The sequence below is a fragment of the Actinomadura opuntiae genome (genome assembly GCF_030283205.1).
Taxonomy (GTDB): domain Bacteria; phylum Actinomycetota; class Actinomycetes; order Streptosporangiales; family Streptosporangiaceae; genus Spirillospora.
Map to the genome: position 1 here is coordinate 166,043 of NZ_JASNWF010000011.1, position 11,385 is coordinate 177,427.

Here is an 11,385-nt window from a genome sequence, read left to right on the forward strand (position 1 = left end):
CGGCGGAGCCGCGTCGTTCAGTGGTCCCGGGAGGTGACGAACAGCGCGACGTCGCGGAACTCGGTGCGGACCGCGTCGTCCATCTCCACGTCGCCGACGTACTTGCCGGCCAGCGCGACGCGGCGGTCCGCCTCGGCCTCGGCCCACGCGCGCCCGCCCGCGGCCTCGACCAGCCCGGCCATCTCCCGCAGGTCGGCCTCGGTGGGGTCGCCGGGCGCCGCGTACAGCTCGGCCAGCCGCGCCGACTCGGCGGTCCCGGCGGTCAGCGCCGCCACGACCGGCAGCGACTTCTTGCGGGCGCGCAGGTCCGACAGCACCGGCTTGCCGGTCGTCTCCGGGCTCCCCCAGATGCCGAGCAGATCGTCCACCAGCTGGAACGCCAGGCCCATCTCCGTGCCGTACCCGGTGAGGGCGGTGACCAGCTCCGCCGGCGCCTCGCCGAGCATCGCACCGATGGAGCAGGCGCAGGCCAACAGCGCGCCGGTCTTGTCGGACGCCATCGTCAGGCACTCCTCGAGCGTGACGTCGGCGCGCGTCTCGAACCCCATGTCGAGGGCCTGGCCGGAGATGAGCCGCTGGGTGGCGGCGGTCAGCGCCTCCGCGGCCCAGTGCGCGCCGCGGGTGTGCTGCTCCAGCAGCAGTTCCTCCGACAGGGCCAGCAGCGCGTCGCCGGCGAGGATCGCGGCCGCCGCGCCGAACACGGTCCAGGCGGCGGGGCGGTGCCGGCGGGTCCGGTCGCCGTCCATGATGTCGTCGTGCAGCAGCGAGAACGCGTGCACGAACTCCACCGCGAGCGCGCCGGGCAGGGCGTTCTGCGGCGGCGCGCCGGCGGCCCGTCCCGACAGCATCGCCAGCGCGGGGCGCAGCGCCTTGCCGCCGGCGGCGGCGGGCCGGCCGTCGGCGTCGGTCCAGCCGAGGTGGTAGGCGATCACGCGGCGGTTGGCCGGGTCGAGGCGGTCCACGCAGGCGCGCATCGCCTCCTCGACCAGGGCGCGGCCGTCGGTGATCGCGGCGGGGACGGCGGTCATCGGCCGCTCACCCCGTCCAGGTGCCGCCGGACCAGCCGGGCGGCGGTCAGTCCACTGCGCACTGCCCCCTCCATGGTGTCGGGCCAGCCCGTGTCGGTCCACGCGCCGGCGAGGAAGACGCCCGGCAGCCGGGTCGCGGACGCGGGACGCAGCGCGCCGCTGCCGGGGCTCTGGCGGAACGTCGCATGGCGTTCCCTGGTGACGAAGAAGTCGGTGAGGCGGGCCCGCCGGGCGGCCGGGAACAGCCGTTCCAGCTCGGGCAGGAACGCGGCGCGGACGTCGGCGGCGGGCGTGTCGATCCAGCCGTCGGCGGCCGACACCGACACTGCGAGGTACTGGCCGCGGTCGAGGCCGCTGATCTCGGTGCGGTCGAACACCCACTGCACGGGCGAGCCGATCGCCGCGGTGAACGGCAGGTCCATGACCGGCCGGTCGTAGACGGCGTGCACGTTGATGATCGGGCTGGAGCCGAGGCCGGCCCAGCGGTCCCGGTCCGGGCACGCCTGCGCCGGGACGAGCGGGGCCGCGGCGCGGTGCGGCACCGCGACGACGACGGCGTCCGCGGCGACCGGTTCGCCGTCGACCACGAGCTTGGGTCCGGCCTCGACCGCCGCGACCTTCGCCTTCAGGTGGATCCGGCCGCCGAGCTCCTGGAGCCGCCGCGCCGCGATCGCGCCGTGCAGCTCGCCGAGCGGGACGGTCGGGACGCCGATGTCGGCGGCGTCGGAGCGGCCGAGCAGCCCTTCCTTGCACACCATCGTCGCGGGGCCCATCGCGGCGTCGTCCACGCCGATGTTGAGCGCCGAGATCAGGAACAGCTCCCACAGCGCGGCGCGGGCGCGTTCGCGCTGGCCGTGGGCGGCCAGCCAGTCGCCCATGGCGATGCCGTCGAGCGCGGGGTCCTGCGGGTCGAGGCGCTGCAGGGCCAGCGACGCGCGCGCGACGCGCAGCCGGTCGCCCGGCGAGAGGAGCCGGTACCGGGCCAGCGCGGGCAGCAGGTGCAGCGGCCCGGGCGCCTTGGCCCGGCGCAGCCTCCCGGCCGGCCCGCCCGGGGTGAGGACGCGGACGTCGAGCCGGTCCTGGACGCGAACGCGGCCCTGCGCGCCGAGCCGCTCCAGCAGCCCGCGGTAGGCGGTGCAGCACTTCAGGAAGATGTGCTGGCCGTTGTCGACGGTCAGGCCGTCGCGGTCGAACGAGTGGGTGGCGCCTCCGAGCCGCGGACGCGCCTCGTAAAGGGTGGTCCGAACGCCCGATTCCTGGAGCGCCAACGCGGCGCTGATCCCGGCCAGCCCACCGCCGACGACGGCGACGTTCCCCGGCGGGCTCACCGCCGTATCCCCGTGAGCGCCGCCGCGGCGACGGCGACCTTCTCCCGGGTGGGCAGCGACATGCGGGTCCGGAGCGCGGTCTGCGGGTCGGCGGTGATGCGCCGCAGCAGCCGCCGGTAGATGCCCGCCATGGTCCCCGTGCACGCGGCGCTGCGCCGGTCGAGCATCGGCAGCAGCCGCAGCCCGGTGCCGTACCACTCCCCCGCGCGGGCCGCCTGGAACCGGATCAGGTCGGCCAGCTGCTCCGGCGGGTCGGTGAACCGGCCGGAGGCGTCCTGGTCGAGGGTGCAGCCGAACTTGGCGAGGTCCTTGGCCGGCAGGTAGACGCGGCCGCCGAGCCGGTCCTCGCGCACGTCGCGCAGGATGTTGGTCAGCTGCAGCGCGACGCCGAGCGCGTCCGCGCGGGCGCGGGCCGCGCGCAGGTCGCCGCGGGTGCCGAACACGCCGAGCGACAGGCGGCCGACCGAGCCGGCCACGCACCGGCAGTACCAGAGCAGGTCGTCGAAGGTGTCGTAGGCCGCGCCGCGGACGTCGGCCTCGCAGCCGTCGATCAGCTCGCCGAACGCCTCCAGCGGGATCGGCATGCGGTGCGCCGCGTCCGCCAGCGCCACCAGCACCGGGTCGTCCGGGTGGGCGTCCAAGGCGGCGAGCCGCTCGCGCTCGGCCGCCAGCGCGGCCAGCCTCGCATCGGGAGGCGCGTCGTTGTCGTCGCCGATGTCGTCGATCCGCCGGGCGAAGGCGTAGACGGCGCTGAGCGCGCGGCGTTTCGGCGGGGGCAGGAGGCGGATCCCGTACGAGAAGTTGCGCGCCTGCGACCGGACGACCTGTTCACAGTGCCGGTAGGCGCCGGCTGCGTCCATCCCATCTCCTTCCCAACATCCGCGACCACTCGGCGAGCAGCCGCCTCTTCCCCGGGCGTGGCGGGCCTTCCAGGACGTCGTAGGCGCGGCGGTCGAGCGCCGCCAGGGCCGCGAAGCCGCCCGCCGCGTACCCCGCCACGGCGACGCGCGCGAAACCCGGAAGGCTCCGGACGAGAGGCGCCCCTTCGGCGAGCAGCCGTCCTGCCCTTCCCGCCTGGAGGGCGATGACACCGCGCAGGCGGGTCGGGGTCGCGGCGGCGCGGAAGTCCTCGTCGGTGCAGCCGAACCGGCGCAGGTCGTCCGCCGGCAGGTAGACCCGGCCGTTGCGGTGGTCCTCGCCGACGTCCTGGCAGTGCTCGATGACCTGCAGCGCCGAGCAGATCCGGTCGGACAGGCGCAGCCGCGCCGGGGTGGCGGCGCCGAAGACGTGCAGGACGATGTGCCCGACCGGATCGGCCGACAGCGTGCAGTACTCCAGCAGTTCGTCGAAGGTCCCGTAATGGGTGACGACCTGGTCCCGGCGGTTCGCCTGCACTAGCCGCCGGAACGGCTCGGCGGGGATCCGGCACTCGTGGACGGTGCGGGCCAGCGCGCGCATGACCGGGATCTCGGGGACGCCGCCGGCGTAGATCCGGTCGAGGTCGCGGTCGACGAGGTCGAGCAGGCCGGTGCGCTCATCCGGCGGCGCCTCGTCGCCGATGTCGTCGACGAGCCGGGCGTAGCCGTAGACGTCGAGCAGGTGCGCCCGGTGCCGGGCGGGAAGGAGCCGGGCGGCCACCGGGAAGTTCTCCCTGGCCTGCAGGCGGTTCCGGATCTGGCGTTCGTAGGTCTCGTTCCATAAGCGCTCGCTGATGGACATCGTTTCCTTCGGGGGCGGCGCGCGGGGCGGTGCGGCGCTCTGCCGGTCGCAGTGATCCCCATAACCCCGTCGATCGCCTGGTAAACGCGAAACCGATCATATATATGTGTATAGGCCAAGTTTTTGGGTTACTACTGGTTAGTGACCCCAGAAGCCGACCCCTCCGCGCCTGCGGGCCACCGCCCGCCGCTCGCGCGCGAACTCGCGTTCGGGCTGTCGCTCTTCGCCCTCTACGCCGTCGCCGCCGCCTTCCCGGTCGGCGACCGGCGCGCCGCGGCCGCCGACCACGGCCGGCAGCTCTACGACCTCGAGCGGACGCTGCACATCGCCGCCGAGCGGCCGCTCAACGACTGGCTCGCCTCGCACCGCACCGTCGCCGTGGCCGCGAACTACGAGTACGCCGCCGTCTACCTGGTCAGCACGCTGGGGCTGCTGGCCTGGCTGTACCGCCGGCGGCCCGAGCGCTACCGGGTCGCCCGCACCTCCTTCGCGCTGATCAACGTGATCGGCGCGGTCTGCTTCGCGTTATGGCCGGTGGCGCCGCCGCGCCTGGTGCCCGACCTCGGCTTCGTCGACACCGTCCTGGACCACGGCACCTGGGGGTCGTGGGGCAGCCCCGTGGTCGACCACGCCGACCGGCTGGCGGCCATGCCGTCGCTGCACGTCGCGTGGGCGCTGTGGGTCAGCGTGGAGCTGGCCCGGCTGTCGGTGCGCCGCTGGCTGCAGGCGGCGAGCCTGCTGCACGTCTTCGTGACGCTCTACGTCATCATGGCGACCGCCAACCACTACCTGCTGGACGCGGCCGGAGCGGTCGCCGTGGTCTGGTTCGCCTACGTCGTGACCGACCGCGACTCCGGCCGGCCGCACGTCCCGATCGTCCCGCCGGAGGACGCGTTCTTCCTGGCCGTCGAGTCGGACCGGGCGCCGCAGCACGTCGGCGGGCTGATCTTCCTGGACGCGCCGGACGGGTCGCCGAGCCGGGAGGACCTGATCGCGACGCTGCGCGGCAAGCTGGACGAGCTGCCCCGGCTGCGCCAGCGGCTGTCGCCCCCGTCCCGGCTGCGGCGGCGCCGCTGGGTCGCGCACCCGGTGATCGACTGGGACTGGCACGTCCGCGAGACGACGCTGCCCGAGCCCGGCGACACCGCCCTCAACGCGCTGGTCGCCGCGCTGCAGGGCGAGCCGCTGCCGCGCGACCGGCCGATGTGGCGGATGATCGCGGTGCGCGGCTACGCCCCCGACCGGGCCGCGGTGGTCTTCCTGATGCACCATGTCGTCGCCGACGGCATGGGCGTGATCACGCACGTGCTGCGGATGCTGACGCCGCCGGACGCGCTGCCGGTCGCGGGCGCCGGGCCGTCGGCCGCGCGCCGCGCCCTCGCCACGGTCGCCGGGATCGCGCAGCTGGCGACCGAGTCCCGGCAGCGGACCCGGCTGCCCTCGACCGGCACCGGGGAGCGGGTCTTCGGCACCTTCCGGCTGCCGATGCCGGCGGTCCGCGACCTCGCCCGCAGGCACGGCGTCCGGGTGACGGACGTGGTGCTGTGCGCGCTGGCCGGCGGGCTGCGGCGGGTCGGCCCGATGCCCGCGGGGTCCGAGGGCGGGCGCGTCCTGCGGGTCGCGGTGCCGCTGATGACGGGCGGCCCCGAGGTGCCGCCCGAGGGCAACCACACCTCCGCGGTCATGGTGGACCTGCCGTACGGGCCGATGTCGGAGGTCGAGCGGCTGCGCACGCTCGCCGCCGCGACCCGCCGGCTGCGGTCCGGCACCCGCGCGCTGGCCTCGGCCTTCGTGATGCAGCGGGCGTCGCGGGCCCTGCCGCCGGTGCTGCACGACGCGTTCGCGCGGACCGTGTACGGCGACCGGACGTTCCAGGCGATCGCCACGAACCTCCCGGGTTCCAACACCCCGACGCGGCTGGCCGGCGCGCCGCTGGCCGTGGCGCACCCGATCGTCCCGACCGGGCCCGGCGCGCCGCTCGCGGTCGGCGCGCTCGGCTGGAGCGGGATGCTGAACCTCGGGATCAGCGCGGAGGCGACCCTGCTGGACGACGTCGACGCGCTCTGCCGGGCCATGCGCGACGTCATCGAGGAGCTCGGCGCTGCCGACGTCCCGGAGCGGCCGGGGCCGGCAGAGCCGCCGGGGCCGCCGGGGCCGGCCGGGGCCCGCCCGGCGCGCGGGCGCGGCGGGCCGTCCGTCCGCGGATGAGCAGGGTTTTGCGGCCGGGATGCCCGCACCTTCCCGGCCTTTTGCCCTGAATGGATAGATATGAGAGATGGCCGAGATCGACCTGTCGGCGGTCTTCGAGGCGATGCCGGTCGCCTGCGCGGTGCTCACGCCCGGCCTGCGGTACGTCGCGGTCAACCGGGCCTATGAACGGCTCTCCGGGCACTCCCGCGACGGGCTGGTCGGCCGGCCCTTCTACGAGGTGTTCCCGGGCGGCCCCGGCGGGGAGGGCATGGCCGAGGTGCGCGCGTCCCTGGAACGGGTGGCGGCGTCGGGCGAGATCGACATCATGCCGCTCCAGCGCTACGACATCGAGATCCCCGGCCGCGCCGGGGCGTTCGAGGAGCGGTACTGGAGCATCCGCAACGCTCCCCTGCCGGCCCCGGATGGCACGGTCGTCGCCCTCATCCACCGGGCGGAGGAGGTGACCTCCTACATCCGGCAGCTGCGCACGGCGCGGGCGCACGGGCAGTCGCCGGCGGACCGGGTCGAGGCGGTGGAGGCCGAGCTGTTCGCCCGGACCCGCGAGCTCGAGGAGGTCAACCAGCGGCTGCACCGGGCGCGCGAGGAGGAGGGCCGGGCGAACGCCGCGATGCGCGAGGCGCTGCGGCGCCAGCAGCAGGCGGTGGCCGACACCTCGCACGACCTGCGCGCACCGCTCACCGGGCTGCAGACCCGCCTGCAGCTCGCGCTCGCCGACCCGGACGCCGACTCGCGCGCGATCCTGCACGCGGCGCTGCACGACGCCGACCGGCTCGGCGCCATCGTCTCGGACCTGCTGGAGCTCGCCCGGCTGGAGGCGGGCGTGCCGGTCAGGACCGAGACCGTCGACCTGGCCCGGCTCGTGGAGGACGAGCTGGCCGGCCGCGATCCCGCCGTGGCCGTCACGACGCGCCTGGAGCGCGGGCTGGAGGTGGAGGGCTCGACCGTCCGGCTGGCGCGGCTGCTGCGCAACCTGGTGTCCAACGCCGAGCGCCACGCCGGGGCTCACGTGGAGGTCGCGCTGGGCCGCCAGGGCGGCGACGCCGTCCTGGAGGTGGTCGACGACGGTCCCGGCATCCCGGCCGGCGAGCGGGAGGCGATCTTCCGCCGGTTCTACCGCCGTCCCGACGCGCGCGACGCCGACCCGCACGGCACCGGGCTCGGGCTGGCGATCGCCCGCCAGATCGCCGACGCCCACGCGGGCACCCTGCACGTCGCCGACCGGCCGTCCGGCACCTGCATGGTCGTGCGCCTCCCCCTGTGCGGCGCGTAGCGCCGGCCGCGACGCAGCAGGCCGGACGCGTTACGGACGCGTCTGTGCGGGCAGTGTCGACCTGTGCTGACCGAGCCGGTTGGAGGGCCGCGATGAAGTACGGGATCGACAGTGGCAGCGTCGTCGTGATCACCGGTGCCAGCGGAGGCATCGGCCGTGCGACGGCACGGGCGTTCGGCGGCCGCGGTGCCAAGGTCGCCCTGCTGGCCCGCGGCGAGGAGGGGCTGGACGGCGCCGCCGCCGACGTCGAGAAGGCCGGCGGGCGGGCGCTGCCGCTCAGCGTCGACGTCGCCGACAACGACCGGGTGGAGGAGGCCGCGCAGCGCGTCGAGGACGAGCTCGGCCCCATCGACGCGTGGGTGAACGTGGCCTTCTCGTCGGTCTTCGCGCCGTTCTGGGAGATCGAGCCGGACGAGTTCAAGCGCATCACCGAGGTCACCTACCTCGGCTACGTCAACGGGACCCGGGCGGCGCTCAAGCGGATGATCCCGCGCGACCGCGGCGTGATCGTCCAGTGCGGGTCGGCGCTGGCGTACCGGGGCATCCCGCTGCAGAGCGGGTACTGCGGCGCCAAGCACGCGATCCAGGGCCTGCACGACTCGCTGCGGGCCGAGCTGCTGCACGAGCACCCGAACGTCAGGGTGACGATGGTGGAGATGCCCGGCGTCAACACCCCGCAGTTCAACTGGGTGCTGTCGCGGCTGCCGCGCCGCGCGCAGCCGGTCCCGCCCATCTACCAGCCGGAGATCGCGGCGAACGCGCTGCTGTACGCGGCGGAGCATCCGCGGCGCCGGGAGTACTGGGTCGGCGGGAGCACGGTCGGCACGCTCATCGCCAACAAGTTCGCCGCGGGCCTGCTCGACCGCTACCTGGCCCGGACGGCGTTCAAGTCGCAGCAGACCGAGCAGAGGACCCCGCCCGACCAGGCGGCGAACCTGTGGGAGCCGGCCGACGGCGCCGGCGGCCACGACTACGGCGCGCACGGCAGGTTCGACGACGAGGCGCACCCCCGCAGCCCTCAGCTGTGGGCGACGCAGCACAAGTACCTGGTCGGCGCGGCCACCGCCGGGGCCGCCGCCACGGGTGCCGCGGTGGGTGCCGCGAAGCTGCTGCGCCGATGATCCCCTAGGGTGCCTGGGGAACGATCGGAGGTAGTGCACATGGGGGCGGCTGGTGACGTACCGGTCGGCGGAGCGAGCTTCGGCGTCGCCGAGCACGACGGCTGGACGGTGGTGTCGGTGGCGGGCGAGCTCGATCTCGCCACGGCCGGGACGCTGGACGAGCATCTGACGTCGGCGATCGGCACGGACGGGCCGCCCCGGGTGGTGGTGGACGTGACCCGCATGACGTTCTGCGACTCGTCGGGGCTGAACGTGCTGATCCGCGCGAGCAAGCGGATCGCCGCGATGCGCGGCCGGTTCGTCCTGGTGCGCCCGACCGAGCGGGTCCGCAACGTGCTGCGGGTCACCGGCCTGGAACGCGTCTTCGACATCCGCGACGAGCTGCCCGCGTCCGGGCGCGGCTGACCGCGCCCGGACGGCGGGCCAGGACGGCGGGCCAGGACGGCGAGCCCCCGTCATGCCGTCCTGCGCAGGGTCAGCCGATGCGCAGGGGCAGGGTGCGGGGCCCGCGGACCTGGCCGGCGGCCCACGTCACCGCCGCGGGGTCGTCGAGGGTGAAGCGCGGGAACCGTTCGAGCCAGACCTCGAGGGCGACGCGCAGCTCCATGCGGGCCAGGTGCGATCCGACGCAGCGGTGGATGCCCAGGCCGAACGCGGCGTGCCGGTTGACCTCGCGGTCGATGACGACCTCGCCGGCGCGGTCGAACTGCTCGGGGTCGCGGTTGGCGGCGGGGAACGACAGCAGGACCCAGTCGTCGGCCTTCATGTCGGCGCCGCGCCAGTGCATGTCCTGCTTCACCAGCCGCGCCATGGTGACCGGCGCGTAGGCGCGCAGGAACTCCTCCATCGCCGTCGGCAGCAGCCCGGGTTCGGCGACCAGCCGCTCCCGGTCGGCGGGCGTCTTGGCGAGGTGCCACAGCGAGGCGCCGATCGCGCTCCACGTCGTGTCGATACCGGCGATCAGCAGCAGCGCCATCGTCCCGGAGACATGGGACGGATCGAGCCTGCGCCCGTACAGCTCGGCGTTGAGCAGGTAGGTCGTGAGGTCGTCGCGCGGGTGGTCGATGTGGTCGCGGATCTGCGCGAGCAGGTAGTCGAACAGCTTCTCCATCCGCGCGATGCGCTCCTCCGGGGGACGGTTGACGCCCTCCAGCGCGTTCTCGACGAACTCGCGGAACTTCGGGCCGTCCTCGGGCGGGAAGCCGAGCATGTCGGCGATGACGCGCATCGGGATGTGCTGGGCGTAGTCGCGGGCGGCGTCGACGAGGTCGCCCTCGAAGCCGTCGATGAGGGCGTGGCAGAACGCGCGGGTCGCCGGTTCCAGCCGGGAGACGGCCGTCTTGGTGAACGCGGGCAGGAGCAGCCTGCGCGCGTCGTGGTGGAAGGGCGGGTCGGAGGAGATCGGCGGCACCGCGCCGACCGGCGCGATCTCGGGCGGCGGCCGGAAGTTGCTCATGACGATCGACCGGGACGAGAAGCGCTCGGTGTCGTAGGCGATCGCGCTGACGTCCTCGTACCGGGTCGGCAGCCAGGCGCCGCCGAACCGCCCGGTGTGCGCGATGGGGCAGCGCCGGCGCAGGTCGTCCTGGATCGGGTAGGGGTCGGCGGCCCATTCGGGCTCCATGTGGGAGAAGTCGGTGGCCCAGTCCGCCACCGGGCCGGTGACGACCTCGTTGCGCGTGCCCAGCGGCCGGCTCTCGCGCATCTCCTCGAAGCCCCGGGTGAAGCGGTCGTCGCCGATGATCTCGTCGCCGGTGGTCATGGCCGTGCCTCCTTCAGGACGGTGATCGCGCGCTCGGGGCAGTTGGCCGCCGCCTTGCGCGCGTCCTGCTCCCCGTCCGCGGGGACGGTCCCGTCGCCGAGGACGGTGCCGTAGCCCTCGTCGTCCTCGCCGAACAGGCCGGGCGCCAGGTCGTAGCAGCGGCCATGCCCCTGGCAGCGTCCGGGGTCGATCTGCACCTTCATCGCGTTCCTCCTGTCTGCGCCGCCGGACCGGCCGGCCGCGCGGCGGCGCCCGGCGGTGCGAACGCCGCCACGACCCGGGTCAGCAGCGCGGACCACTCCTCGTCGCCGACGCCGTGCATCTCCGGGGGGACCAGCGCGCTGCCCATCGCCAGCAGCAGGCAGAAATGGGCGATCGCGTTCGGCGAGAGCGCGCCGTCCATCTCCCCGCCGGCCTGCGCGGCGCGCACCAGCTCTTCGAGCATCCCGGCGCGTTCGCCCATGTAGTCGTGCATCGGCCGGGCCACGTCGGCGTCCCGGCGGGCCGCCACCAGGGCCTCGACCACCAGGTGGCCGCGCGCGTCCCGGCGGCGCGGCAGCCACCGGCCGATGATCAGCAGCGACTCGGTGATCGAACGCTCCGGGTCGGCGGCGACCAGCTCGGCCAGCAGCCGTCGGCCGTGCGCGCGCAGCGCCGCCACCATCAGCTCGCCCTTGGACCCGAAGTGCGCGTACAGCGCGCCGTTGCTGACGCCCGCGGCCGCCGCGATGTCGGCGACGCGCGTCCCGTCGTACCCGCGCTCGGCGAACGCGTCGGCGGCGGCGCGCAGCAGCCGCTCCCGCGTCTCGGCCGCCGTGACACCCGCGATCCGGCCCATGCCGGAATTAAAAGACCGTTCATTCAGTAGCGTCAAGGGGTGGATTTTAGAAGTTGGTTCTAGTATCACGATCTAGAAAGTAGTTTCAGACTCCTCGGTCGGGAGGCC

At 74.6% G+C, this 11,385-nt stretch carries 11 protein-coding genes; 4 read left to right on the plus strand and 7 right to left on the minus strand.

What is annotated here, in order from left to right:
• Window positions 1-17: 17 nt before the first annotated feature.
• From QP089_RS24465 to hpnC, 4 genes are read right to left on the minus strand one after another with little or no spacing between them, the layout of a single operon-like run.
• Window positions 18-1,028, minus strand: coding sequence for a polyprenyl synthetase family protein (locus QP089_RS24465; RefSeq protein WP_285914252.1), 1,011 nt, complete (start codon window positions 1,026-1,028; stop codon window positions 18-20).
• Window positions 1,025-2,356, minus strand: coding sequence for a hydroxysqualene dehydroxylase HpnE (gene hpnE, locus QP089_RS24470; RefSeq protein WP_285914253.1), 1,332 nt, complete (start codon window positions 2,354-2,356; stop codon window positions 1,025-1,027). The genes QP089_RS24465 and hpnE overlap by 4 nt, the downstream gene beginning before the upstream one ends.
• Window positions 2,353-3,216 carry a presqualene diphosphate synthase HpnD gene (gene hpnD / locus QP089_RS24475; RefSeq protein WP_285914255.1) on the minus strand — a complete coding sequence of 288 codons (864 nt, stop codon included), beginning with the start codon at window positions 3,214-3,216 and terminating at the stop codon, window positions 2,353-2,355. The genes hpnE and hpnD overlap by 4 nt, the downstream gene beginning before the upstream one ends.
• Window positions 3,185-4,075 carry a squalene synthase HpnC gene (hpnC, locus tag QP089_RS24480; protein ID WP_285914257.1) on the minus strand — a complete coding sequence of 297 codons (891 nt, stop codon included), beginning with the start codon at window positions 4,073-4,075 and terminating at the stop codon, window positions 3,185-3,187. The genes hpnD and hpnC overlap by 32 nt, the downstream gene beginning before the upstream one ends.
• Before the next feature lie 141 nt (window positions 4,076-4,216).
• Here hpnC and QP089_RS24485 point away from each other — a divergent pair, with 141 nt between their 5' ends.
• From QP089_RS24485 to QP089_RS24500, 4 genes are all read left to right on the plus strand, one after another.
• Window positions 4,217-6,283, plus strand: coding sequence for a bifunctional phosphatase PAP2/O-acyltransferase family protein (locus QP089_RS24485; RefSeq protein ID WP_285914259.1), 2,067 nt, complete (start codon window positions 4,217-4,219; stop codon window positions 6,281-6,283).
• A 67-nt stretch (window positions 6,284-6,350) separates the two neighbouring features.
• Window positions 6,351-7,556, plus strand: a complete 1,206-nt coding sequence (locus tag QP089_RS24490; RefSeq protein ID WP_285914261.1) for a sensor histidine kinase — start codon at window positions 6,351-6,353, stop codon at window positions 7,554-7,556.
• Window positions 7,557-7,648: 92 nt separating this feature from the next.
• Complete coding sequence (locus tag QP089_RS24495) at window positions 7,649-8,677, plus strand: SDR family oxidoreductase (RefSeq protein WP_285914262.1); 1,029 nt, start codon at window positions 7,649-7,651, stop codon at window positions 8,675-8,677.
• Window positions 8,678-8,716: 39 nt separating this feature from the next.
• Window positions 8,717-9,082, plus strand: a complete 366-nt coding sequence (locus QP089_RS24500) for an STAS domain-containing protein (RefSeq protein WP_285914263.1) — start codon at window positions 8,717-8,719, stop codon at window positions 9,080-9,082.
• Window positions 9,083-9,152: 70 nt separating this feature from the next.
• Here the strand turns inward: QP089_RS24500 and QP089_RS24505 are convergent, their stop codons facing one another.
• From QP089_RS24505 to QP089_RS24515, 3 genes are read right to left on the minus strand one after another with little or no spacing between them, the layout of a single operon-like run.
• Entirely contained in the window at window positions 9,153-10,439 is a 1,287-nt protein-coding gene (locus tag QP089_RS24505) for a cytochrome P450 (RefSeq protein ID WP_285914264.1), read from the minus strand.
• A complete protein-coding gene (locus QP089_RS24510) occupies window positions 10,436-10,642 on the minus strand; it encodes a ferredoxin (RefSeq protein WP_285914266.1) in 207 nt (68 codons plus the stop codon). The genes QP089_RS24505 and QP089_RS24510 overlap by 4 nt, the downstream gene beginning before the upstream one ends.
• Window positions 10,639-11,277 (minus strand): TetR/AcrR family transcriptional regulator, encoded by a 639-nt coding sequence (locus QP089_RS24515; protein WP_285914268.1) that lies wholly within the window; start codon window positions 11,275-11,277, stop codon window positions 10,639-10,641. Before QP089_RS24515 ends, QP089_RS24510 begins: the two co-directional genes overlap by 4 nt.
• Window positions 11,278-11,385: the final 108 nt, after the last annotated feature.

Excerpts from the sequence above, each read along its gene's own strand:
- QP089_RS24465 (WP_285914252.1), bottom strand. The coding sequence starts at position 1,028 with ATGACCGCCGTCCCCGCCGCGATCACCGACGGCCGCGCCCTGGTCGAG.
- hpnD (WP_285914255.1), bottom strand. The coding sequence starts at position 3,216 with ATGGACGCAGCCGGCGCCTACCGGCACTGTGAACAGGTCGTCCGGTCG.
- hpnC (WP_285914257.1), bottom strand. The coding sequence starts at position 4,075 with ATGTCCATCAGCGAGCGCTTATGGAACGAGACCTACGAACGCCAGATC.
- QP089_RS24490 (WP_285914261.1), top strand. The coding sequence starts at position 6,351 with ATGGCCGAGATCGACCTGTCGGCGGTCTTCGAGGCGATGCCGGTCGCC.
- QP089_RS24495 (WP_285914262.1), top strand. The coding sequence starts at position 7,649 with ATGAAGTACGGGATCGACAGTGGCAGCGTCGTCGTGATCACCGGTGCC.
- QP089_RS24500 (WP_285914263.1), top strand. The coding sequence starts at position 8,717 with ATGGGGGCGGCTGGTGACGTACCGGTCGGCGGAGCGAGCTTCGGCGTC.
- QP089_RS24505 (WP_285914264.1), bottom strand. The coding sequence starts at position 10,439 with ATGACCACCGGCGACGAGATCATCGGCGACGACCGCTTCACCCGGGGC.
- QP089_RS24510 (WP_285914266.1), bottom strand. The coding sequence starts at position 10,642 with ATGAAGGTGCAGATCGACCCCGGACGCTGCCAGGGGCATGGCCGCTGC.
- QP089_RS24515 (WP_285914268.1), bottom strand. The coding sequence starts at position 11,277 with ATGGGCCGGATCGCGGGTGTCACGGCGGCCGAGACGCGGGAGCGGCTG.